This window comes from Allobosea sp. 2KB_26 (assembly GCF_052115715.1).
Lineage (GTDB): Bacteria > Pseudomonadota > Alphaproteobacteria > Rhizobiales > Beijerinckiaceae > Allobosea.
Genome location: NZ_JBFRHE010000002.1, coordinates 300,545 through 322,484, shown reverse-complemented (window position 1 = coordinate 322,484; position 21,940 = coordinate 300,545). Strand labels below are relative to the sequence as shown.

Sequence of the window (21,940 nt, the reverse complement as noted above, 5' to 3'; positions counted from 1 at the left end):
GCCTGGAACGATCAGCCACGTCACCGCGTTCACCGGGCGTATCGGGAGATGTGACCATGGCGCCGCGGACGTTCTGGAAGGGCTATCTCAAGCTGTCGCTCGTGACGTGCCCCGTGGCGATGATGCCGGCCCGATCGGACAACGAGAAGGTCCGCTTCCATACGCTCAACCGCAAAACCGGAAACCGTATCCGCAGCCGCTTCGTCGATGCGGTGACCGGCAAGCCCGTCAGCGACGACGACGAGGTCAAGGGCTATCCGAAAGGCGATGACGATTACGTCATGCTGGAAGAGGACGAACTCGACGCCGTGGCGCTGGAGAGCACCAGAACCATCGACATCCAGACTTTCGCCCCGCGATCGTCGGTGGGCTGGATCTGGTATGACACGCCTCATTTCCTCATACCCGACGCAAAGGTCGGGGAAGAGGCATTCTCCGTCATTCGCGAAGCGATGAAGCGCACAAAGACGGTTGGGATCTCGCGGCTCGTCCTCTATCGGCGCGAGCGGGCCGTGCTGCTCGACGCCCGCGATAACGGCATCGTCTTGTGGACCTTGCGCTATGGCGATGAGGTCCGACCCGAGAAGGACTATTTCGCTGGGATCGGCAAGGCTGAACCGGACGCTGATCTCCTGCCCCTGATGGACAAGCTCATCAAGACCCGCACCAAGGAGTGGTCGCCGGAGCTTGCCAAGGATCCGGTCCAGGAGGAACTGCTGGATATCATCAAGGCCAAGGAGAAGGGCCGCAAGCCGACCATGCCGTCGCCGCGTCGGGCCTCCGAGGGCAATGTCGTCAACATCATGGACGCGCTCAAAAAGAGCCTGGAACCCCGGCGCAAATAATCAGCTGGCCTTCTTGCGTGGCTCTTGCTTCGCCGCCGCTGGCTTCTGGCCGCCGGCCTTCGCACTTTGACGCAACGCCTCCATCAGGCTGACGACCTTGGAGGGCTCGGGCCGCTTCTGCGGCTTGATCTTGCGACCTTCGATCTTGGCCTGAACGAGCTCGGCCAGCGCAGCTTCATAGCGATCGTCAAACTGCTTGGGATCGAACGCGCCAGCCTTCGTCTTGATGATGTGCTCGGCCAGGTCAAGCATCTCAGCGTCGATCTTGATGGTCGGGATCTCGCTGAAAGCGTCTCCGGCTGAGCGGACCTCGTAGTCGAAATTCAACGTCGTCGCGACCAGGCCCTCGTCCTGAGGACGGATCAGGATCGATCGCATCCGGCGGAAGATGACCGTCCGGGCCAGCGCGGCCGACTTCTGCTCCTTCATCCCGTCGCGGATCAGCGCGAACGCTTCGGACGCCGCAGGTGAGCTAGGCGCGACATAGTACGGCTTGTCGAAGAAGATCTCGTCGACCTCGTCGCACCGCAGGAAGGTCTCGACGGTGAGGGTCTTGTCGCTCTCAGGGATCGCGGCGGCGATCTCTTCCGGCTCGAGGAGGACGTAATCGCCGTTGCCCTTGTCGTAGCCCTTGACCTGATCCTCTGTCTCGACCGGCTTGCCCGAGACCTCGTCGATATACTGGCGATGGACGCGATTGCCGGTCTTGCGGTTCAGGGTGTGGAACGAGATCCGCTCGGCGGTCGAGGCTGCCGTGTAGAGCGAAACCGGGCAGCTCACCTCGGCGATCTTCAGAACGCCTTTCCAGACAGCGCGCGGCGCCATGACATTCCCCCATAGCGTTTCAGCGGACGCGAGCGAGGAACGAGCGGGCGTCCATGATGGTTCCAGTTTGCACCGCACCAAGCGACCAGAGAAGCACCGCAACCGTGATGGACGTCGGCGCTCGGCGGCACTCGTTCACGACAGAAACGGCGGCTGCAGGGAACACGTTATCGTGAGATCGTTCCGCCTTTATGCGCCCCGGGCAGATGCCCGAGCACCTGAACGGGGCTTGCCCGACCGGAGCGTCGTAACGGCTCTCACTCGCTTCCGTTTCGTGGACGGGCTGGTCGCACGGTCCTGCCAAGCGCGGGAGCCCCAACCGGGACTCACGAAGTCATCGCGACGTCCGCAATGGCGTCTGCCGCGGCTCGTAGGCGTGGATGGCCGCTCTAAGCGCGGCGAGCTGACGATCTCGGGCGGCGCTCGGCCTGATGCCTTCCAACTGGCCGATGCGCTCACAAGCATCGCGATAGTCTTCGTGCGTGCGGAGTGTCACCGTCACTGGTTCTGATCTGAAGAGGGTATCGGACATGCAAAACACCTCCCTGTGGGGAGCAACCTAAACCTGGGAGCGCTTCCGGCAATGTCATTTGCTGGATGCGGCAACCCTTGGCCGAATTCACTCCAGCCGCGTGATGATCAGGCCGGTTCTGGCGACCTCGAACCTGCGCTCGTCGACATAGTTCACGAGCGCTCCGCTATCGAGCGTGTAGGTGATGCTGCGGAGACCGGGATAAAGCCGCCAGACGATGACCGCATAATGCCTGCCGTCCTCGTCCTCACAGATCTCGCGCGACAGCTCGGTCGGCATGATGGGAGCCGGCCGAGGCCGAGCATTCAGCGGCCGTCGATCGGAAGGGCGTCCGGGTTTCCGCTTGGGATGAAAAGCGCGGGGTAACGAACCCATGTCAGCACTCCCATATCACCACTATATCCCAACTGCTGAGGCGGCACGAAGTTCCACGTCGCCGGAACGAGTGGCCGCTGCCCGACGTTTTTCTGCGGTGGAGGAGAACCCGTCATGCGCGCGCGCCAGATGTCGCGGCCCGGCCCCGGTTCGGAGGCGTTGAAAGGCACGGTCGTGTCGCCTGTTGCCCTGTCGGGGGAGACCCGTCTCCCTGACGACAGCGCGCGAGATGACGATCCGATGCCGCGACATGTCGAGCCATGCCTTGCCAGTGAGGCGGCAAAGCCGCCCAAAGGGTCCAACTGGTCCTTCGAGGTGGCATGGGACGGCTACCGGCTTGCCATCCATATCGAGCCTTCGCGCGAGGTGCGCCTGCTCACGCGAGATGGCCGCGATTGGACGGCCCGCTTTCCCGCGATCGTGGCGGCTGCGAAGCAGATCGTCGTCGACAGTGCCATCCTCGACGGCGAGGCCGTCATGCTCGACCGGAGCGGAAAATCGGATCTCGCGGCACTGGAGCAAGCGCTCGGCGGGCGAGATGGCAAGGGCAGCGCCGAACTCGCGGTCCTGTTTGCCTTCGATATCCTCTACCTCAATGGACAGGATCTGCGGCACCTGCCGCTCTCGCAGCGGCGCGAAGCACTGGCCGATGCAATCGACGGCGCGTCTCCCGGTATCCTGCTCAGCGAGGACGTGATTGCAGACGGAGAGGCGTTCTACACCCTCGCCTGCAAGCTCGGCCTCGAAGGCATCATCGCGAAACGCCTTGATGCACCCTATCGCTCCGGCCGGGATGGTGAATGGCTCAAGATCAGGTGCATCCAGTCGGAGAGCTTCGTCATTGTCGGATATGAGCCTTCGATCGGCTTTGGAGGAATCGGCAGGTTGTTGCTTGCGGCGGAGAAGGCCGACGGCCTGGTCTATGTCGGCGGCGTCGGCAGCGGCTTCACTGAGGCGTCCGGCGCGGCCTTGAAAGCGCGGCTCGACGCGAGACTGGTTCCGCGACCGCCCCTGGCAGTGCAGCGGACAGCTGCGCGCTGGGTTTCGCCTGTGCTGGTTGCCGAGATCGAATTCCGGGGCTGGACCGATGACGGCAAGCTTCGCCATGCGACTTACAAGGGCCTGAGCGACGAAGCCGGTGCTGCAAAGATCTTTCGGTTCGATTGACGCGTAAAGCATCGGCCCGAAAAGTGGATTGCGGTTTTCGAGAAAGCCGATGCAAACGCAAAGGGTCTGATCATCGGATGGATACGATATCCGGTCCGATGATCTGGGAGCCTGCCCCTTCGCACCGCCTCCGGCGTATGTGCGCATGGCGGAGCACGGGGCCGAGCGTCACGGACAAGGCCATGCGCTCGCCAGGCAGCAAATGGCCCGCCAACGGAACCGCTGGCGGGCCGAACGCTTTCGACAATCGCGCCGATCACTCGATGATCTGAACGATCCGGCGGGTGCCGGGCTCGACCAGCACGGTGCGATTATTCACGACCGTATAGCGGTACTGGGTCGCGCCATACTCGCGCGGTACTTCGCGATAGGTCACGCCCTCATTGGGGAGAACGGTGCCGACCGCGATCGGCTCGGCATAGGTGTAGGATGGTACACGCTGCTCGACCACATAGGTCTTGAAGCGAGGGGTGTTGTCACCGACGATGCCGCCCACGACAGCGCCGCCCACGCCGCCGACGACAGCCCCGACCGGCCCGCCGACAATCGCCCCGCCCACTGCGCCAGTCGCCGCGCCGGCAGCTGCACCACCCTGCGCGCCCTGCGGATTCTGGGCGAAAGCTGCAGCCGGGACGAGAATGAGAGTCGTTACGAGGGCAAGTTTCTTCAGCATCACAGATCTCCTTCGATGAGGGGTTCTGTGGTCAGGAACGGGCTTGATTCCGGTTTGTTCCGCCGAGAGGCGTTTGAAGGCGCGCCGGCAGAGAGAGACTGGGGCCTCGCCGGGGGGCCGAAATCAGGTCTCGGCCTGGGTCACGCCGAGCTTGTGCCAGAGCTGCTCCCTGTCCATGCAGGAGACGTCGTAAGTGACCTGTCGACCCTTGAATTCCGGTCGTTTTCCGAACTCCACCGTCATCGCGCGCGCGATGTCGTCAATGCGGGCTTCGCAGGCCTGCACCGTCGTGAAACCCTGTTCGCTGATCCGGGTGGCGGTGCAGGTGGGTTCGCCGGAAATGCAGGCAACAATCACCATCGTGAAGGCATCCATGGAGGCACTCCGAGTGAAATCGAGGCAGGCCAGCCATGAAGGCTGGGGTTTCAGGGTTACCGAGAGCTTAAGGGGAGTAAGCAAGATGCGAGCCGGCATTGCCGGCGCAGGCAGATCGCGCCTTCTGTGATCGCACCGGCTTGCCCGAAAACGGCAATCCATCCTTCGGGCCGATGCTTCAGCGCCACATGCCTTTGAGCCGTGCCGAGACGTCAATTCTCACGCCGCTGCGGTGTTGCATGGCGGCCTGAGCCGGCTCGATAGGCCAGGTCGCCTGCTCGAACAGGTGCAGCAGGGCGTGCGGGATGAACCGTGTGCGTGCGGCGTAGACATGCCGATCGCCTCGCGCGGCCTGGCCGTGGGTGAAGAAGCGCTGCGGCACGACCAGATGCAGATCGTCCTTGGCGCGCGTCATCGCGACATAGAGCAGCCTGCGCTCCTCCTCGATCTCGGCGGTTTCTCCCACGGCGAGGTCACTGGGAAGACAGCCATCCACCGTGTTCAGCACAAAAACCGACTTCCATTCCTGTCCCTTGGCGGAGTGGATGGTCGAGAGGATGAGAAAATCCTCGTCCAGCGATGGCGGCCCCGCCTCGTCGCTCGTCGCGTCGGGCGGGTTGAGCGTGAGCTCTGTCAGGAAGCGTTCTCGGGAGGGATAGCCGGAGGCGATCTGCTCCAGTTGCACCAGATCGGCACGACGCGTCGTGAAATCCTCGTGAATCCGCTCCAGATGGGGATCGTACCAGAGACGGGCCCGCTCGATTTCGGCCGGCCAGCCCATCCCGGAGCGAAGCGCGCGGAAGGTCGCGACGAAATCGGGCCAGGCATCGCCCGAGCGCGCCGGCGCCGAGACCGCCGCAAGGCCCGCAGCAAAATCATCTGCCGTGCCGGCGTGATCGAGCACGCGTTGCGCAGAGGTCGGCCCGACGCCCGGCAGCAGCTGCAGCAGGCGGAATCCGGCGACCCTGTCGCGCGGATTCTCGGCGAAACGCAGCATCGCGAGCATGTCCTTGACATGGGCGGCATCGAGGAATTTCAGCCCACCGAACTTCTTGTAGGGGATATTGCGCCGCGTCAGCTCGACTTCGAGCGGGCCGCTATGATGCGAGGCGCGAAACAGCACGGCCTGCTGCTTGAGCGTGTGCCCCGCCTCCCTGTTCTCCAGCACACGCGTCGCGACGAAGCGCGCCTGGTCGGCTTCGTCGCGAACATTGACGAGTTGGGGCTTGCCGGCCGACTGGCGATCGGTCCAGAGGTTCTTGGTGAAGCGTTCGCGGGCGAGCTCGATCACCCCATTCGCAGCGGCCAGAATGGGCTGGTTCGACCGATAGTTCTGGTCGAGCGTGACCACCTCAGCCGGCGGGCTGAAGACCTGGGGGAAATCGAGGATGTTGCGGATCTCGGCGGCGCGGAATGAGTAGATCGATTGTGCGTCGTCGCCAACGACGGTGAGCCCCTGGCCATCGGGTTTGAGCGCGAGCAGGATCGAGGCCTGCAGCCTGTTGGTATCCTGATACTCGTCGACGAAGACATGATCGAAGCGGCCGCCCATCTCGGCGGCGAGCTCCGGCTCGCTCGCGGCCTGGGCCCAGCAGAGCAGGAGATCGTCGTAATCGAGGACGTTCTGCGCCTGCTTGGCCTCGACATAAGCCGCGAAGAGTTGCTTCAGCTCCCCTGCCCATGATGCGCACCAGGGAAAAGCAGCGCCCAGCACGGCCTCGATTGGCTCTTCGGCGTTGACGCAGCGCGAATAGATCGCGAGGCAGGTGCCCTTCTTGGGAAAGCGCTCTTCCGTCTTCGAGTAGCCCAGCTCGTGGCGAGCAAGGTTCATCAGGTCGGCGCTGTCCTCGCGATCATGGATCGTGAAATTCGGATCGAGCCCGAGCTCGGGCGCATACTCCCGGAGCAGCCTTGCTCCCACGCTGTGAAAGGTCCCGGCCCAGGTCAGCGCGTCGGTCATGACGGCAGCCCCCTCGCCCAGGACCTCGCGCGCGATCCGCTCCACCCGCCGTGCCATCTCGGCTGCGGCGCGTCGGGAGAAGGTCAGCATCATCATGCGGCGCGGATCGGCACCGTTCAGGATCATATGCGCGACGCGGTGCGCGAGCGTATTGGTCTTGCCGGATCCCGCCCCCGCGATCACCAGCAAGGGGCCGGGCCGCGTGCCGACGCCGTGCTCGACCGCGCGGCGCTGCGCGGGGTTGAGCCTGTCGAGATAGCTGGGCGGCGCGAGCGAATCGAGAGCGAACATGTCTCATATTCGATCATTTTTCGCGTTTTGTTCGCAACGCAAAAGATCGGGAATGGGGCAGCCGTTCTGGGCCGGATCGCCGCACCACGCTGACAGGAGCTGTTTCGGCCTGATCATGCGGCAGGGGCGCGTCTCACGCAGCCAGCAAGGCAAGCGCTCTCTCGATCCGGGAACAGCCGCCCCTGGCACGCGCCTTTTCAAAGGAGGCTGCGAGTTTGCCGTTGGCATAGGCCTCCACCACGATGGCGTGGACATAGCTCTTTCGTGTCACGGCAGGCGTGTTCGCCAGTTGCTCCGAGACGGCGCGCATGATCTCGGCGAGCTGACGCTTCTCGCTGCCATCGCGGATCATGATCTGGCTGGCCAGCAGCAGCTCCGCGGCCGCAGCGTTCCCCGCCAGCATCCTCAGATCCTTGGCACTGATGGCGAGGCCCGAGATCTCGCGGAGATAGGCATTGATGTCGCCGGCATGGACCGGCATCACCTTGCCGTCATCATCCCGGTATTGCAGCAATCGCCGGCCGGGCAACGCCGCAATCCGGCGAAGGGCGCGGGCAAGCGGGCCATCCTGCCGCGAGCATGCGATCTGTTTTCCGCCCTTGCCCCGAAACAGCAGATCGATCCGCGACGCCGTCAACGCGACATGGCGCTTGAGGAGTGTCGACGCGCCATGGCTGCCATTGCTCTTCGCATAGGCCTCGCCGCCAACGCGCAGATGGCAGCGGTCGATAATGGCGATTGCGCAGGCCAGCGCCTTTCTGCGGCAGAGCGGACGCGCTTTGAGATCGTCGGCGACCACTTTGCGCAAACGGGGCAACGCCTCGATCAGCAGTCGCAAGCGCTTCAGCTTGCGGCGTTCGCGAACCCGCTCCCATTCGGGATGATAGAGATATTGCAGCCGCCCGGCCTCGTCCCGCCCGATCGCCTGGAGATGGGCCCGCGGGTCGGTCGCGATGCGGACCTCGCGATAGGCTGGAGGAACCGCAAGGGAGTCGATCCGCTCAAGCAAGGCCGCGTCCCGGACGGGCTCATCAGTGGCGTCGAGATAGGCAAAGCCCCTGCCGCGCCGGACCCTGCGGATCGTCAGATCTCGGGGATTGACGATCCGCAGCCGACCAGAGGCGGCCGATGGCTTGCCGGCGACCATGACGTTACTGCTTGCCCAGCGCTTCCTGCATCAAGCCGCTTCCCGGCGGTTGTGATACCGGCGCACGAGTTCTTCCGCATGGGCCAAATCAGCCTGCGTGAAGGCCGGCACCGGATCCGTGAGGATGGCGGTGAGGACATCCCGGTCGCGCTGGCCATTCGCAATCACAAAGGCGAGCGCATCCCTCGTCTCGCGTTCGGCATGAAGCTGGGCCACGAGGGCCGCAATCAATCTGTCCTTGGCCGATAGCTGCATGGCAAAACCTCCGGAGGAAGCTTCGCGATAAACACGGCCGGGCCAGCGCTTGTTCCGCCCAGGCCCAATCGGTCAGCCCGCCAGCGGCGACGCGCCGATCGTGACGGTGAGCGCGCCGAGGCTCTCGATGCTCCCGACGAGAACATTGCCCGGAAGGACCGCACCGACGCCATGCGGCGTGCCGGTCATGATCACATCGCCGGGTTCGAGCGAGTAATATTTCGAGAGCGTCGCGATGATCTCGGGCGTACGCCAGATCATCAGGGACAGATCGGAATCCTGGCGTGCGAGGCCGTCGACCTCAAGGCGGATCTTTCCCGCGGACGGGTGGCCCACCTGTCCAACCGGGTAGATCGGGCCGCAGGGCGCCGAGTGATCGAATGATTTCTTGAGCTCCCACGGAATCCGCGGGCCGTCCGGCGTATTGAGCAACCTGCGGCGCGTCATGTCGAGGCAGATGCCGTAGCCGAAGACATGCTCGAGCGCTTCGTCCTGCGGGATGTCGTAGCCGCCGGACTTCATCGCCACCATGAGCTCGAGTTCGAAGTGAAAATCGTCCGTCATCGGCGGATAGGGAACGACTCCACCGTTGTGAACGATCGCATCGGCCGGCTTCTGGAAGATGAGTGGGAAATCGCGCGTCTCGTCGCCGCCCATCTCCCTGACATGGGCGACATAGTTGCGACCCACGCAATAAATCCGCCGGATCGGAAATCGCGCCGTTGAGCCCTCGATGGGCAGCGACTGGAGGGCCGGTGCCGGAACGGCGAAGTCTGCGAGTGTCGTCATCTGGGAAGCCATGCGCTGGGTCACGATCGGGACAGCATATGGGCCATGGCGCACCTGTCCAGATAAATCTGCATATTTTTACTCTCATGCTAATAATATGAATTTATTTGACACCCATGACCGATAATGCATCGTTCATTCATCCGTATCAGAAAAACGCAGGGGAACGGGATGAAACGTAGGCAGTTCATGGCAGCGGCGGCGGGTCTGCCGCTTGCGCTCGCAGCGTCGCGTGTCCATGCGCAGGCGCAGGACGAGCTCACGATCGTCTATCCGAGCCCGGGCGGGCTGGGCTATTTCGCCCTCTATGCCGCGATCGGCGAAGGTTACTTCGCCGAGGAGAAGCTCAAGATCCAGCCGCGCAGCGTCAATGGTTCGGCCCAGGCCATCCAGGCGCTCCTTGCGGGCCAGGCGCAACTCGCCCATCCCGGCCCGGGGCCGCTGATGGCGGCGCGCGAGCGCGGTCAGGATCTGGTCTACATCTACAATTACTTCACGCGCAGCCAGTTCAACCTCGTCGTGCCCGAGGCTTCGCCGTTCCAGAAGCCCACCGACCTGAAGGGCAAGGTCATCGGCGTCGGTACGGCAGACGGGGCGGAGGTCGCGTTCGTGCGCTCGATCTTCGACGCCGAGGGCATGAAGGAAGGCCAGGACTACAAGTTCATCACGGTTGGCGAGGGCGGCATGGCGGTTGCCGGCTTCATGCAGAAGGCGATCGATGCCTATGCTTCCGACACGGCGGGCGCGGCCACGCTGACGCTGCGAGGCGTCAAGCTGCGCTCGCTGACGCCTCCGCCCTTCCAGTCCTTCTTCGGCAACGGCTATGTGGTGACGCGCAAATATCTCGACGAGAACCGCAGCATGCTGGAGCGCTTCGGGCGCGCGCTGGTCAGGGGCACCAAATTCGGGATCGACCCCGCCAATCGGGCCGCGACCCTGAAACACGCGCGAATGGGCAATCCGCAGCAGTTGGAAAACATGCCGTTCGCCGAGGCTTTGCTCGACGTCTATTACAAACTGACCAGCCCGATCGATCCCGCCAAGGGCTTTGGCTACAACCACCCCGCGGCCTGGGAGATGTGGCAACAGACACTCGTTGCCTCGGGCGACCTCAAGAAGCCGCTCGCCGACCTGACCAAGGCCTATTCCAACGATCTCGTCACGGCCTGGAACGCTCCGCGATGACGGTGGCGGTGACTGTATCGGCCGAGGCGCGACCTCGGCCGGTCTACGAACTCGCGCAGGTTTCGAAATCCTATGGCGAGCGCGTGGTGGCGTTGGAGAGCGTCGACCTGGTTCTCCGGGAAGGCGAGTTTCATTCGGTCATCGGTTCCAGCGGCTGCGGGAAGTCGACGCTGCTCAAGATCATGGCGGGCCTGACTCCGCCTTCGAAAGGCCGGGTGATGCTCGCGGGGACGCCGGTGCTCGGAGCGCGTGCCGATATCGGGATGATGTTCCAGCAGGCGACATTGTTTCCGTGGCGGACGACGCTCCAGAACATCCTGCTTCCGGTCGAAGTCCGCGAAGGGCGCGCTGCAGCCGAGACGGCCGCGGCGCGTGCTCGCATCCTGCTCGAACTGGTCGGGCTGAAAGGATTCGAGGACACCTACCCGTCGCAGCTCTCCGGCGGCATGGCGCAGCGCGCCGCGATCTGCCGGATGCTGATCTCGGAGCCGAACGTACTGCTGCTCGACGAGCCGTTCAGCGCGCTCGACGAGATCACCCGTGACTTCATGAACATGGAGCTGCAGCGCATTTGCCGGGAGCGCAACGCCTCGGCCTTCCTGGTGACCCATTCCATCGCCGAAGCCGTCATCCTCTCCGACATCGTGCATGTGATGTCGTCGCGCCCTGGGCGGATCGTGCGCAGCATCCCGATCGCGCTGCCGCGGCCGCGGACGCTCGACATGACCACGCTGCCGCTCTTCGGTGAGTATGTCGGTGTGATCCGCGGCCTTCTCGACAAGGGAGCATTCCTGTGAGCCAGGTCGCGGAGAAGCCGCTGGTGGGCGCCCTGCCCGCCGACACGGTCTGGATCGAAAAGGTTTCGTGGATTTCCAAGGCTCCGCGCTGGGCCTCGATGCTGGGGCTGCTCGTGCTCTTTCTCGGGCTTTGGCAGGGCATCACCTCCGCCGAGATCGTCTCGCCACTGATCCTGCCCACGCCGGGCGATACGTTGCGCGATATCGGCTTCGTCGGGCGCAACCTGATGGCCGGAGACTATATGCTGCCGGCCTTCTGGGTCACGGCAAGCGAGGTCCTCGTGGGCTTCTTCGTGGCGCTGACGATTGGCGTCACGCTCGGCGTCGTGGTCGGGGAAACGAGCTTCGGCGAACGCGCGGTGATGCCCTACATCGTTGCGATCGACACCATGCCGAAGCTCGCCTTCGCCCCTCTCTTCGTCGCCTGGCTCGGATTCGGCATCATGTCGAAGGTCGCGCTGGCGGCCTTCATCTCGGTGTTTCCGATCATCGTCGGCACCGCTGCCGGATTGCATGCGGCCGACGAGAATGCACGCATGCTGTTCAAGAGCATCGGCGCCTCGCGCCTGCAGACGCTGGTCAAGCTGAAGATCCCGACCGGCCTGCCGCAGTTCTTCACCGGCCTGAAGATCGCCGCGATCAGCGTGGTCTCGGGTGCGATCGCCGGCGAGTTCCTTGGCGGCGGACAGGGCTTCGGCGAGCTGATCCGGGTTGCCGCATCGCAGCTCGACACCCCACGCGTCTTCTCGCTGATCATCTATCTCAGCCTGCTCGGGCTTTTCATGTTCGGCGTCGTGTCCTGGATGCAGTACAGGTTCGTCTTCTGGCAGCGTTCGAGTAACACCATCTCTTCCAGGGCATCCCGGTGAGCGGCAGCAGGACAGACACGACCATGGCAAAAGCTGCCGAGAAGACCACGCTGTCGACGACGGTCTACCAGAAGCTGCGCAGCGATATCATCCAGGGCGAGTTCAGGCCGGGTGAGAAGCTGCGCATCGAGGGCATCGCCTCGACCTATGGCGTCGGCAGCAATGCGGTTCGCGAGGCCCTGTCGCGGCTGTCATCTGAGCGGCTGGTCGAGCGGCACGAGCAGCGCGGCTTCTCCGTGCCGACGATCGCCCTCGATGATTGGCGGGTCCTGGTCCGCACGCGCTGCTGGCTTGAAACCAGGGCGCTCGAGGAAGCGATCAGCCATCGTGACGAGCGCTGGGAGGAAGGCATCGTGCTCGCCCTCCACCGGCTGTCACGCTATCGCTCGGATCTTCCGGCGGAGCGCGCCGCCTGGGAGGACGCCCATCGCAATTTCCACCGGGCGCTGCTGGCGAATTGCGGCTCGCCCTGGCTGCTCGAGTTCTGCGAGATCCTGGCCGACCATGCCTCGCGCTATATCTCGATCTCGCACGCCTTTGGCAGGATGCCGCGCAATGGCCAGAGCGAGCACGAGGAACTGATGAAGGCGGTGCTCAACGGCACCCCGCAGGAGGCCTGCGCGCTGCTCGTCGCGCACTACACCAAGACGCTCCAGACGATCGAGGAACTATTTGCGGAGGAGCGCTTCGCCGCCCTTGCGACCGGGCCGGGGACCCCACGATCCGCGGAACTCGCGGACTGATGGGACGACGCGACGCGGAGGTTCGCTCCCCGCACCAACGGGAGCGCCGGATCGCTCCCGCAGGGCCGAGCAACGATGACGGCTCGCCTGCTTCTCGGGCGAGCAAACCTGTCACAGGTCGCGAGTGCGATCGGGCAGCTTGTCAATGGCCTCGTCGGCGCCTTGATCCTTATGAAGCACGCCCTCCCGCAAGACCTTCGTTGCGGCGTCGGTCTTGAGCTTGGGATCAGTGGGCAATGCCTTTGTTTCGGGCGTCGCCTCCAGCCCGATCTTGTCGGGCTTCTTCCCGTCACCGCGCGCTGCCGCTGCGAATGTCGCCAGTGCTTCCGGTTGCTTTGCCATGGTGTCCTCCCTTGTTGTCGGGTCAACCCAGGACGGCGCTCGCTTGTTCCGTTGGACTGGGGCTGGTCGAGCCTTGCCACCTGGCGGTCAAGCCCGCTTCATCTGCGCGATCACCGGGGCGTCGCCTGACGAGCGGCCCGAGAGAGCATCGATGCCCACGCGGACAATGGCCTGCTGAGCTTGTGTCTGGCTGCATCTGGGAAACCAGATGGGAGGAACGGAACGGCCGTCGCTGAGAAACGTTGCCCTGACAACGCATCGCGATCGAGACCGCGCCGTGGTCGTCGCGCATGCGCAGAAAGCGGCGGACATACTCATGGCCACATCAAAGGCGCGCGGAACCCGGACCGGCAATTCTGGCGAGGGTGGCGAAATCCATCAGACGGCCGCGGCGCCGGATGAGAGGATCACGACCAACCACGGTGTTCCGATCAGCGACAATCAAAACTCGCTCAAAGCCGGAAGGCGCGGGCCGACCTTGCTGGAGGATTTCGTCCTGCGGGAGAAGATCCAGCATTTCGACCATGAGCGCATCCCCGAGCGCATCGTCCACGCCCGCGGTTCGGCTGCCCATGGTTTCTTCGAGCTGACGGATTCCCTGGCTGAATTCACCCGCGCCAAGATCCTGACGGAAATCGGCGTGAAGACCGAACTCTTCACGCGCTTCTCGACGGTTGCCGGCGGTGCCGGCTCGGTCGATACCCCGCGCGACGTTCGCGGCTTCGCGGTCAAGTTCTATACCAACGAGGGCAACTGGGATCTCGTGGGCAACAATATCCCGGTGTTCTTCATCCAGGACGCCATCAAGTTTCCCGATCTCATCCACGCAGTGAAGATGGAGGCCGATCGCGGCTATCCGCAGGCAGCCAGCGCGCATGACACGTTCTGGGACTTCATCGGCCTGATGCCTGAATCAACCCACATGATCATGTGGGCGATGTCGGACCGCACGATCCCGCGCTCGCTACGCATGATAGAGGGGTTTGGCGTCAACACCTTCCGGCTGCTCAACGACAAGGACGAAGCGACGCTGGTCAAGTTCCATTGGCGTCCCAAGCTCGGCACGCAATCGACCTGCTGGGACGAAGCCGTGAAGATTGCCGGCGCCGATCCCGACTATCACCGTCGCGACCTGCACGAGGCGATCGCGGCGGGGAACTTCCCGGAATGGGAGTTCGGCGTCCAGCTTCTGAGCCAGAAGCAGGCAGACGCCCTGCCCTTCGACATTCTCGACGCGACCAAGGTGATCCCCGAGGAGCTCGTGCCGATCCGGTTCATCGGCCGCATGGTCCTGAACCGGAACCCGGACAACTTCTTCGCCGAGACCGAGCAGGTCGCCTTCCTGCCGACCAACATGCCACCCGGCATCGACGTGTCGGAAGACCCGCTCCTGCAGGGCCGCCTGTTCTCCTATCAGGACACGCAGCTCTCGCGCCTGGGAACCGTGAACTTCCATCAGATTCCGGTCAACAGGGCCAAGGGCTGTCCTTTCCAGAACATGCAGCGCGACGGCCAGATGCAGACCCAGGTCTTCAAGGGGCGGGCGAATTACGAGCCCAACAGCCTGAGCGAGGCGGGCGAAGACGGCGGGCCGCGCGAGGACCCCGCGGGCGGCTTCCGGACATTCACCCTGCCCATGGAAGAGGCCAAGGTCAGATTGCGCTCGGAGAGCTTCGCCGACCACTACTCGCATGCGCGGTTGTTCTTTCAATCACAGACCGAGATCGAACAGGCCCATATCGCCAGCGCATTCGTCTTCGAACTGTCTAAGGTGTCGCTCGAACATGTCCGGCTGCGGGTTCTCTCCAATCTGCTCAATGTCGATGAGACGCTCGCCAGGCGCGTCGCGGACGGCATGAACATGGACCTGCCCAAAGCATCGGCTCCGGCAGTCGCGCCGCAGGACATGAAGGCGTCTCCCGCGCTCCGCATCGTCGGCAAATATCCCGTGACCCTGAAAGGCCGGTCGGTCGGCATTCTGGTTTCGGATGGAGCCGATGGCGCCGTGATCGACGCGGTCAAGAAGGCGGTCGAAGCCGAAGGGGCATCGGTAAAGATCGTCGCCCCGAAGATCGGTGGCGTGGCCTTGAAGGGCGGCGCCAGGCTGAAGGCCGACGGACAACTGGCAGGCACCCCTTCCGTGATGTTCGATGCGGTCGCGATCGTCGTCTCGACCGAGGGATGCGCCGCGCTGATGAAGGAGGGCGCGGCGATCGACTTTGCCAAGGACGCCTTTGGCCATCTCAAGGCCATCGGCTTCAGCCCGGAAGCCAAGCCCCTGCTCGACAAGGCAGGCGTCGTTGCCGATGCCGGGGTCGTCAGCCTCGACAATAAGGCGAGCCTCTTCCTGGAGCCCGCCCGGACGCGGCAATGGGCCCGTGAGCCAAAGGTGCGCACATTGGCGTAGAGCACCCATCGTCAGACACCGCCCGAGCTCCGGGCGAGGTCGAACCCTGCATGGCCGTTAGCCAGCCGGGCCGCTGCCGACAGTCAAGGGACCAGCGCCCTCGACAGTCTCACGGCGCGGCAAACGGCCCTGCAGAACCCCATAGGCGATGAGACCGATCACCAGCCCCCAGAACGCTCCGCCGATGCCGAGCAGGCTGATCTTGGCCGAGGAGGCAAGGAACGTGATCAACGCCGCCTCGCGGGACTTCGGATCGGCCATCGCGCCGGCGAGGCTGCCGCCAATCGTTCCCAGCAGCGCGAGCCCTGCGAGCGTTGTGATGAAGGTCGCCGGGAATGCCATGAAGACCGCCGCCAGAGCCACGCCAAAGACGCCGACAAGCACATAGAAAACGCCTGCGGCGATCCCTGCGATCCACCGTTTGGACGGATCCTCATGCGCTTCCTTGCCCGTGCAGATCGCCGCGGTGATCGCTGCGATGTTGAAGGCGTGGGAACCGAACGGCGCCATGATCAGCGAACCGAGACCTGTCACGGTCACGATCGGATTGGCGCTGGCCCTGAAGCCGTCATTGCGCAGGACGAGCATCCCCGGCATGTACTGCCCGGTCAGCGTGATCAGGAACAGCGGCAGCGCGACGCTCAGGAGCGCATTGAGCGAGAACTCCGGCGCGGTGAACATCGGAGCCGCAAACTTGAACTCAATCCCCGAAAGATCCACGCGTCCCTGCACCGTCAGGAAGGCGAGGCCGAGCACCAGAATACCAACGACCGCATAGCGGGGGGTGAAGCGCTTCAGCACGAGATAGGTGATGATCAGCAGCCCAACCAGCAGCGGATCGACGCTCGCGCCGCCAAACGCGCCGATGCCGAACTGCAGCAGGATACCGGCGAGCAGGCCTGATGCGATACCGGGCGGGATCAACCTGACCACCTTCTCGAAATAGCCCGACAGTCCGAGGGCGACGAATGCGGCTGCCGAGATCAGGTAAGCACCGACCGCCTCGGCATAAGGGGTCGTGGCGAGTGCCGTGACGAGGAACGCCGCCGCCGGCGTCGACCAGGCCGTGATGATCGGCTCACGATAGCGCCAGCTCAGATAAAGCCCGGTCAGCCCGACGCCGATCGAAACAGACCAGACCCAGGATGCGGTCAGCTCGGGACTGAGACCCGCGACCTTCGCAGCCTGAAAGACCAGAATGAAGGTTCCCCCATAGTTGACGATGACAGAGATCAGCCCCGCAACGATCGGAGGCATGAGATCACGGGGATTGAGCCAATGTGGTGACGAGACGGGCGGCATGATTGTCTTCGTTATCCTGAAAGCCCGCATGGCCTGGGCCAGCAAGGCGGGCTTGACTCCTAGCGGGTCAATGGTCTGTTGATCCCATCCACTTTCTTCGAGAAGCTCAGACCAATTGTTCAAGCATTCTCAATTGCAATCCGTGAAGGCCTGGCTTGCCCTTCCCGCCCACGCGGAACTGCCGATTTACGCGCGGATCCAGCGGGCCGTGCGGCAATTGATCCTCGATGGTGCGGTTGGCCCCGGCAAGCCGCTGCCGGCTTCGCGCGCGCTCGCCAAATCGCTCGGTGTCTCCCGCGACACGATCGAAACCGCCTACGCCCAGCTCCATGCCGAGGGCTTTATCGATCGGCGGGTGGGCAGTGGCAGTTTCGTCGCTGAGATGACGGAGTTCTCTCCTGGCGAGAGGCTCTCTCGTCGCAGCGCGCTTCTGCGGAGCCAGGCGCCGAACCTCAGCAAACGTGGAGCGGCGATCTTTCGCAGCGGCGGCGTTCGCGAGCAGCTATCGCCCCGGCCGTTTGCGCCGGGCATACCCGAGACGCGCAGCTTTCCGCTGCCGCTCTGGCAACGCCTGGAACGGCAGGTGCTGAAGGAGACAGGCACGCGGGCGCTGCTTCACGGAGACCCCCAGGGCGCGGAAGCGCTCCGGCGCGCAATCGCTGACTATGTCAACCTGGAGCGAGGTGCCCGCACCCACGCGGACCGCGTGCTTGTTCTGACAAGCTCACAGCAGGCGGTCGCGCTCTGTGCCACCATGCTGCTTGATCCTGGAGATCGCATCTTCATCGAGGATCCGGCCTATTACGGGGCGCGCAAGGCGTTCGATGCCGCCGGTCTGGAATGTGCACCCCTCCCCGTCGACGATCAGGGTATTCTGGTCGAGCAGCTCCTTGCCGATCAGCGCGGGGCGAAGGCCGTCTTCCTGACCCCGTCCCATCAGTTTCCGACGGGCGCGACCCTTGCGCTCGACCGGCGTCTCTCGCTGATCGAATGGGCCGCGAAGCATCAGGCCTGGATCATCGAGGACGACTACGACAGCGAGTTCCATTACGCCGGTAAACCAACCGCCTGCGTGCAGGGCCTCGATCCTCATGACCGGACCATCTATATCGGCACATTCACGAAATCGCTCTTTCCTGGATTGCGGGTGGGCTATGCCGTGCTGCCTCGGCAACTGGTTGCACCGATGACGGTTGCACGCTCGCTCCTCGACGGCCACACCGCCTCGATCACGCAATTGACCCTCGCCCGTTTCATGGAGGGGGGACATTTCGGCGCGCATGTCCGCGCCATGCGAGGCGTCTATGCCGAGCGGCTCGAAATCCTGACCGGCCTCGTGCGGACCCAGCTTTCGGCTTTCGTCGAGCCGCGGGTTCCGGTCGGTGGGCTCCAGATGCCATGCGTGCTGACCATCGACCTTCCGGAGCGTGCTGCCATCGACGCCGCGGAACGCGTTGGCGTCGAGCTTCTGGGCCTGTCGGCGCTTCATGCATCAGGCCATGGCGAGGCGGGCTTTCTGATGGGATTCGCCGCCTATGCCCCGGGAGAGATCGAAGTCGCAGTGAAGAGGCTCGCTCGCGCGTTCCGGACCCTGAAGAGCACCTAGCCTCCCAGAAACCGGCATTCGCAAATGGCCTGCCTCATCCTCTGCAAGTGGATGGGTACAGCAGGCCACTTTCAAGATAGATACCGAGAGGACCGCCACGGCGGAATGCACGACGCCGATCAGCAGCAGATCAACACTCGCATGCGCCAGGTCCGCGCTTCATCGACCCGCCTCGAGGCGGGATCGTGGGTTTCCGCCCTCCGCAAGGTCTTCGCCCGGCCTGCCCGGCGGCGTCATCGGGAGCTTGTTTGCGCATGAATGCACCATCGACGACCGCCCTTTCGAGCGAGGATATCGCACGCTTCGGTGACGACCCTGCCGAAACATTTGCGAAAAATCTGAAAGCCGTTCAGGAGCGCATCGCTTCAGCCTGCCACCGCAGCGGGCGAAACCCCGACGATGTGCATCTGCTGCCGGTCACAAAGACAGTCCCCGCCCATATCCTGCGGCTCGCCTTTGGCGCAGGCATCACCAGCTTTGGGGAGAACAAGCTGCAGGAGGCCCGAGACAAGCGAGCTGTGCTTGGCGACTTGCCGATCCGTTGGAGCATCATCGGTCATCTCCAGACGAACAAGGTCAAGTATCTCACCCGCTTCGCCATGGAGTTTCACGCTCTCGACAGCTTGCGATTGGCCGATGAACTCAATCGCCGGCTGGAGGCCGAGGGACGTGATCTCGACGTCTTCGTTCAGGTGAACACGTCAGGCGAGGCCAGCAAATACGGCCTGCATCCCGACGAGCTTGTGCCGTTCGTCGAACGTCTGCCTGAGTATCCTCGCCTCAAGCCGCGCGGCCTCATGACGCTGGCAATCTTCAGTGCGGATTCCGAGCGCGTGCGCGGCTGTTTCCAGCTGTTGCGTACCCTGCGGGACCGGGCCGTCAGCATTGATCCCGGCCTTGTGCAGTTGTCGATGGGGATGTCCGGGGATTTCGAGAACGCCATCGAAGAAGGCGCCGACGTCGTTCGGGTCGGCCAGGCCATTTTCGGAGCGCGACCGACCAGCGACGCCCTCTACTGGCCTGGCCTTGTCCCGCCCTCGCAGCCGGGAGCGTGACGACACCAAGCCGGCAGCAGATCGGCTTGAGCCAGGCGCCCACTCACCGCTTGCATGTCAGCGCAGTCCTCATCCGGCGACAAGACGGGTAGCCGAAAGGTCAGGACGGGGTCTTCGCGGCTGATTCAGGTCAGCAGCTGCCCGCCATCGACGACGATCGTCTGCCCGGTCACCCAGCTCGCCATGTCGCTCGCCAGGAACAGGGCGACATTGGCGACCTCCCCCGGCGCCCCGAAGCGCCCCCAGGGAATGCTGCCGAGCGTGCGCTCGTAGAGCTGCGGATCGGTCGTCTTTCGGCTTTCCCACGAACCGCCTGGAAACGCGATCGAGCCAGGCGCGATGGCATTGACCCGGATGCGCTTTGGCGCGAGCGCCCGCCCTTGCCCCATCGTGTAGTTGACCACTGCCGCCTTGATTGCTGCATAGGGCAGCGAACGCGGCACCGCCGTCAGGCCGGAAATCGACGAGATGTTGATGATGGCGCCGCCGCCCGCTTCCTCCAGGAATGGTATCGCCGTCTGGGTGGCGCGCACTGTCGCCATCAGGTCGACATTGATGCTGGCAAGCCAGCCGCTCTCGTCATCCTTCGAGCCGAAGCCCGACGCGTTGTTGATCAGGATGTCGATGCCACCGAGAGCGCGTGCGGCGTCAGTCACGAAGCTTGCGGCCGCAGAGCCCTCGCCGAGATCGCAGGCCATGCTGAAAACCGCCCCACCATGCCGCTTCAACTCGGCTTCGACCGCGCTGAGCCCCTCCGCATTGCGAGCGCAGATCGCCACATCGGCGCCTGCCGCCGCGAAGGAGAGAGCGATGGATCTCCCAATGCCGCGGCTGCCGCCTGCGACGACGACCTTCTTGCCCCTGAAGGAGATTTCCATTCCGTAGCCCCGTGCAAACCAATTGGCAGATCAAGCCATGGTGCGCCTTCGGCAAACCGGCCTCAATCCGAATATGGCCCGGCGTCGCTGTGTCCACACCCCAGTGAGGATCGGACCATGCCGACCTAGCCCATGGCGGGTGCGAACGCATTTTGCGGGGCAAGGAGCCGATCTCCGCTGCCCGTCTCCGGCGGGTCTACCGGGAATGGCGCCGGCTGGAGCCCGCGTCGCTCAGCGGGCAAGCGGCATCCTGAACCTGAACTTCGTCCCCTCGGACGTGGAGATAGCGTCCAGGGTGCCCGCATGTGCCTTGGCGATCTGCGAGCAGATATAGAGGCCGAGACCGAGGCCCTGCTGGTTGGCTCGGGCGGAGGCACGCACGAAGGGTTTGAAAAGCTCGGCCATGATCCCGGGCGGGATCGGCTCTCCGGCATTCGATACCGACAGCTCGAAATAATCGGGAGACCGATGGGCTTCCACGATGACCGGGCCATCCTCGGCACCGTGCCTCAACGCGTTGGCGATGAGGTTTGACGCCATCTGGGCGATGCGCGCCGGGTCACAGTCTATGACGCCGTCGAACCGCAGCGCCGTCCGGATCTCGCGCTCGGGATATGCGGTCTGGAGTTCGCCGATGACCTGCTCGAGCGCGGGCTTGAGGTTCGTCTCTGCGTCGCGCACGAGAATGAATCCGCCGCCCAGCCGCCCGCGTGCGAAATCGAGAACGTCGTCGATCAGGCGCGACATCCGGCCGACGCTGCTCTGCATCATCGTCGCCAGCGTGCGCACCTTCGCCATGTCGTCGCTCTTCAGCACCATGCGAAGGCCGGAATGGATGGAGGCGAGCGGATTGCGCAGGTCATGGCCGAGCACGGCGATGAACTGCTCGCGGATCTCGCTGTTCTGTAATTCCCCGACCAGCCTGGCCGCGCTGTCGGCGAGCTTGCGATGGGCGTCGAGGTGAAAGGCGATCAGCTCCGCGAAGAGCTTGAACATGGCGGTGACGGCTGGGGTGCTGACGACATGCGGCCTTGGATCGATGGCGCAGAGCGTGCCGAAGAACGTTCCGTCGGAGAGGATGATCGGCGTCGAGATATAGCTCTGCAGGCCATAGGTCGCAGGCGTATGATGCTTGCGATAGACGGGGTCTGCGTCGACATGGTCGATGACCACCATCTCGCGGTGATCGCGGATTTCATTGCAGATCGTCGTCTCGATCTTGAGCTCGCCGCCGGGCTGCAGGCCGAAGGCGATTTCGTCGCGGACGCCACAGGCGACCCAGCGATCCTCGGTCACCCGCGCGACGGCCGCAAAGCCCATGCCCGTCGTCCGGCAAACCACCTCCAGGATGCTCGGCACAGCGGCAATGGACGAGACCGCGGCAATATCCTCAGAGAAATCGTGACGCATCAAACCCCGCCCGGAAAAAGCGAGCGGAAACACAATCGTGACGAAGCGTCCATGTCAAAAGACCATTCACGCTTGCCCATCCACGCCCGGATGGGCGGCTGAGACGGTTCTC

The 21,940-nt window shown here is 64.0% G+C and carries 22 protein-coding genes; 9 read left to right on the top strand and 13 right to left on the bottom strand.

Annotated features, from left to right (window positions below; translation table 11 throughout):
• The first annotated feature begins 56 nt into the window (after positions 1-56).
• Positions 57-845 (top strand): non-homologous end joining protein Ku, encoded by a 789-nt coding sequence (ku, locus tag AB4099_RS09700; protein ID WP_113515972.1) that lies wholly within the window; start codon positions 57-59, stop codon positions 843-845.
• Here ku (AB4099_RS09700) and ku (AB4099_RS09695) read toward each other — a convergent pair whose 3' ends face one another.
• From ku (AB4099_RS09695) to AB4099_RS09685, 3 genes are all read right to left on the bottom strand, one after another.
• Positions 846-1,670, bottom strand: coding sequence for a non-homologous end joining protein Ku (gene ku / locus AB4099_RS09695; protein WP_441477907.1), 825 nt, complete (start codon positions 1,668-1,670; stop codon positions 846-848).
• 334 nt (positions 1,671-2,004) lie between these two features.
• Positions 2,005-2,202: a hypothetical protein gene (locus tag AB4099_RS09690; RefSeq protein WP_441477906.1), complete on the bottom strand. Its 198-nt coding sequence runs from the start codon at positions 2,200-2,202 to the stop codon at positions 2,005-2,007.
• Positions 2,203-2,289: 87 nt separating this feature from the next.
• A complete protein-coding gene (locus AB4099_RS09685; RefSeq protein WP_113515974.1) occupies positions 2,290-2,481 on the bottom strand; it encodes a hypothetical protein in 192 nt (63 codons plus the stop codon).
• Between the two features lie 210 nt (positions 2,482-2,691).
• Here AB4099_RS09685 and ligD point away from each other — a divergent pair, with 210 nt between their 5' ends.
• The gene (gene ligD, locus AB4099_RS09680; RefSeq protein ID WP_441477905.1) at positions 2,692-3,744 is read left to right on the top strand and encodes a non-homologous end-joining DNA ligase; all 1,053 of its coding nucleotides are present in this window, start codon (positions 2,692-2,694) and stop codon (positions 3,742-3,744) included.
• 256 nt (positions 3,745-4,000) lie between these two features.
• Here ligD and AB4099_RS09675 read toward each other — a convergent pair whose 3' ends face one another.
• From AB4099_RS09675 to AB4099_RS09650, 6 genes are all read right to left on the bottom strand, one after another.
• A complete protein-coding gene (locus tag AB4099_RS09675; RefSeq protein ID WP_113515976.1) occupies positions 4,001-4,417 on the bottom strand; it encodes a DUF1236 domain-containing protein in 417 nt (138 codons plus the stop codon).
• A 123-nt stretch (positions 4,418-4,540) separates the two neighbouring features.
• The gene (locus AB4099_RS09670; protein WP_113515977.1) at positions 4,541-4,792 is read right to left on the bottom strand and encodes a hypothetical protein; all 252 of its coding nucleotides are present in this window, start codon (positions 4,790-4,792) and stop codon (positions 4,541-4,543) included.
• 178 nt (positions 4,793-4,970) lie between these two features.
• A complete protein-coding gene (locus AB4099_RS09665) occupies positions 4,971-7,043 on the bottom strand; it encodes an ATP-dependent helicase (protein ID WP_441477904.1) in 2,073 nt (690 codons plus the stop codon).
• A 133-nt stretch (positions 7,044-7,176) separates the two neighbouring features.
• Positions 7,177-8,190 carry a DNA topoisomerase IB gene (locus AB4099_RS09660; RefSeq protein ID WP_441477903.1) on the bottom strand — a complete coding sequence of 338 codons (1,014 nt, stop codon included), beginning with the start codon at positions 8,188-8,190 and terminating at the stop codon, positions 7,177-7,179.
• A 30-nt stretch (positions 8,191-8,220) separates the two neighbouring features.
• Positions 8,221-8,445, bottom strand: coding sequence for a hypothetical protein (locus AB4099_RS09655; RefSeq protein WP_113515980.1), 225 nt, complete (start codon positions 8,443-8,445; stop codon positions 8,221-8,223).
• Between the two features lie 72 nt (positions 8,446-8,517).
• Positions 8,518-9,234 (bottom strand): fumarylacetoacetate hydrolase family protein, encoded by a 717-nt coding sequence (locus tag AB4099_RS09650; RefSeq protein WP_441477902.1) that lies wholly within the window; start codon positions 9,232-9,234, stop codon positions 8,518-8,520.
• Positions 9,235-9,405: 171 nt separating this feature from the next.
• Between AB4099_RS09650 and AB4099_RS09645 the strand changes: the two genes are divergently transcribed.
• The 4 genes from AB4099_RS09645 to AB4099_RS09630 are packed head-to-tail and all read left to right on the top strand — an operon-like array spanning position 9,406 to position 12,828.
• Positions 9,406-10,419, top strand: a complete 1,014-nt coding sequence (locus tag AB4099_RS09645) for an ABC transporter substrate-binding protein (RefSeq protein WP_441477901.1) — start codon at positions 9,406-9,408, stop codon at positions 10,417-10,419.
• The gene (locus tag AB4099_RS09640) at positions 10,416-11,216 is read left to right on the top strand and encodes an ABC transporter ATP-binding protein (RefSeq protein WP_441477900.1); all 801 of its coding nucleotides are present in this window, start codon (positions 10,416-10,418) and stop codon (positions 11,214-11,216) included. The genes AB4099_RS09645 and AB4099_RS09640 overlap by 4 nt, the downstream gene beginning before the upstream one ends.
• Positions 11,213-12,085 (top strand): ABC transporter permease, encoded by an 873-nt coding sequence (locus AB4099_RS09635; RefSeq protein ID WP_441477899.1) that lies wholly within the window; start codon positions 11,213-11,215, stop codon positions 12,083-12,085. Before AB4099_RS09640 ends, AB4099_RS09635 begins: the two co-directional genes overlap by 4 nt.
• 23 nt (positions 12,086-12,108) lie before the next feature.
• Positions 12,109-12,828 carry a GntR family transcriptional regulator gene (locus tag AB4099_RS09630; protein ID WP_441477898.1) on the top strand — a complete coding sequence of 240 codons (720 nt, stop codon included), beginning with the start codon at positions 12,109-12,111 and terminating at the stop codon, positions 12,826-12,828.
• Positions 12,829-12,939: 111 nt separating this feature from the next.
• Here the strand turns inward: AB4099_RS09630 and AB4099_RS09625 are convergent, their stop codons facing one another.
• Entirely contained in the window at positions 12,940-13,170 is a 231-nt protein-coding gene (locus AB4099_RS09625; protein WP_113515984.1) for a hypothetical protein, read from the bottom strand.
• Positions 13,171-13,486: 316 nt separating this feature from the next.
• On the opposite strand from AB4099_RS09625, the gene AB4099_RS09620 reads away from it, so the two are divergent.
• Positions 13,487-15,577, top strand: coding sequence for a catalase (locus tag AB4099_RS09620; RefSeq protein WP_441477897.1), 2,091 nt, complete (start codon positions 13,487-13,489; stop codon positions 15,575-15,577).
• 57 nt (positions 15,578-15,634) lie between these two features.
• On the opposite strand, the gene AB4099_RS09615 is transcribed toward AB4099_RS09620, so the two are convergent.
• A complete protein-coding gene (locus AB4099_RS09615) occupies positions 15,635-16,879 on the bottom strand; it encodes a benzoate/H(+) symporter BenE family transporter (RefSeq protein WP_441477896.1) in 1,245 nt (414 codons plus the stop codon).
• Positions 16,880-16,994: 115 nt separating this feature from the next.
• On the opposite strand from AB4099_RS09615, the gene pdxR reads away from it, so the two are divergent.
• Both pdxR and AB4099_RS09605 read left to right on the top strand, forming a co-directional pair.
• Positions 16,995-18,485 (top strand): MocR-like pyridoxine biosynthesis transcription factor PdxR, encoded by a 1,491-nt coding sequence (pdxR, locus tag AB4099_RS09610; protein WP_441477895.1) that lies wholly within the window; start codon positions 16,995-16,997, stop codon positions 18,483-18,485.
• Positions 18,486-18,739: 254 nt separating this feature from the next.
• Positions 18,740-19,540, top strand: a complete 801-nt coding sequence (locus AB4099_RS09605; RefSeq protein ID WP_441477894.1) for a YggS family pyridoxal phosphate-dependent enzyme — start codon at positions 18,740-18,742, stop codon at positions 19,538-19,540.
• A 125-nt stretch (positions 19,541-19,665) separates the two neighbouring features.
• On the opposite strand, the gene AB4099_RS09600 is transcribed toward AB4099_RS09605, so the two are convergent.
• Positions 19,666-20,418 (bottom strand): SDR family NAD(P)-dependent oxidoreductase, encoded by a 753-nt coding sequence (locus AB4099_RS09600; protein WP_113515989.1) that lies wholly within the window; start codon positions 20,416-20,418, stop codon positions 19,666-19,668.
• Between the two features lie 231 nt (positions 20,419-20,649).
• Positions 20,650-21,828, bottom strand: a complete 1,179-nt coding sequence (locus AB4099_RS09595) for a GAF domain-containing sensor histidine kinase (protein ID WP_441477893.1) — start codon at positions 21,826-21,828, stop codon at positions 20,650-20,652.
• Between the last annotated feature and the right edge of the window lie 112 nt (positions 21,829-21,940).

What these genes read in the sequence shown, in the direction of transcription:
- ku (WP_113515972.1), top strand. Translation starts at nt 57, where the DNA reads ATGGCGCCGCGGACGTTCTGGAAGGGCTATCTCAAGCTGTCGCTCGTG.
- ku (WP_441477907.1), bottom strand. Translation starts at nt 1,670, where the DNA reads ATGGCGCCGCGCGCTGTCTGGAAAGGCGTTCTGAAGATCGCCGAGGTG.
- AB4099_RS09690 (WP_441477906.1), bottom strand. Translation starts at nt 2,202, where the DNA reads ATGTCCGATACCCTCTTCAGATCAGAACCAGTGACGGTGACACTCCGC.
- AB4099_RS09685 (WP_113515974.1), bottom strand. Translation starts at nt 2,481, where the DNA reads ATGCCGACCGAGCTGTCGCGCGAGATCTGTGAGGACGAGGACGGCAGG.
- ligD (WP_441477905.1), top strand. Translation starts at nt 2,692, where the DNA reads ATGCGCGCGCGCCAGATGTCGCGGCCCGGCCCCGGTTCGGAGGCGTTG.
- AB4099_RS09675 (WP_113515976.1), bottom strand. Translation starts at nt 4,417, where the DNA reads ATGCTGAAGAAACTTGCCCTCGTAACGACTCTCATTCTCGTCCCGGCT.
- AB4099_RS09670 (WP_113515977.1), bottom strand. Translation starts at nt 4,792, where the DNA reads ATGGATGCCTTCACGATGGTGATTGTTGCCTGCATTTCCGGCGAACCC.
- AB4099_RS09665 (WP_441477904.1), bottom strand. Translation starts at nt 7,043, where the DNA reads ATGTTCGCTCTCGATTCGCTCGCGCCGCCCAGCTATCTCGACAGGCTC.
- AB4099_RS09660 (WP_441477903.1), bottom strand. Translation starts at nt 8,190, where the DNA reads ATGGTCGCCGGCAAGCCATCGGCCGCCTCTGGTCGGCTGCGGATCGTC.
- AB4099_RS09655 (WP_113515980.1), bottom strand. Translation starts at nt 8,445, where the DNA reads ATGCAGCTATCGGCCAAGGACAGATTGATTGCGGCCCTCGTGGCCCAG.
- AB4099_RS09650 (WP_441477902.1), bottom strand. Translation starts at nt 9,234, where the DNA reads ATGACGACACTCGCAGACTTCGCCGTTCCGGCACCGGCCCTCCAGTCG.
- AB4099_RS09645 (WP_441477901.1), top strand. Translation starts at nt 9,406, where the DNA reads ATGAAACGTAGGCAGTTCATGGCAGCGGCGGCGGGTCTGCCGCTTGCG.
- AB4099_RS09640 (WP_441477900.1), top strand. Translation starts at nt 10,416, where the DNA reads ATGACGGTGGCGGTGACTGTATCGGCCGAGGCGCGACCTCGGCCGGTC.
- AB4099_RS09630 (WP_441477898.1), top strand. Translation starts at nt 12,109, where the DNA reads ATGGCAAAAGCTGCCGAGAAGACCACGCTGTCGACGACGGTCTACCAG.
- AB4099_RS09625 (WP_113515984.1), bottom strand. Translation starts at nt 13,170, where the DNA reads ATGGCAAAGCAACCGGAAGCACTGGCGACATTCGCAGCGGCAGCGCGC.
- AB4099_RS09620 (WP_441477897.1), top strand. Translation starts at nt 13,487, where the DNA reads ATGGCCACATCAAAGGCGCGCGGAACCCGGACCGGCAATTCTGGCGAG.
- AB4099_RS09615 (WP_441477896.1), bottom strand. Translation starts at nt 16,879, where the DNA reads ATGCCGCCCGTCTCGTCACCACATTGGCTCAATCCCCGTGATCTCATG.
- AB4099_RS09605 (WP_441477894.1), top strand. Translation starts at nt 18,740, where the DNA reads ATGAATGCACCATCGACGACCGCCCTTTCGAGCGAGGATATCGCACGC.
- AB4099_RS09600 (WP_113515989.1), bottom strand. Translation starts at nt 20,418, where the DNA reads ATGGAAATCTCCTTCAGGGGCAAGAAGGTCGTCGTCGCAGGCGGCAGC.
- AB4099_RS09595 (WP_441477893.1), bottom strand. Translation starts at nt 21,828, where the DNA reads ATGCGTCACGATTTCTCTGAGGATATTGCCGCGGTCTCGTCCATTGCC.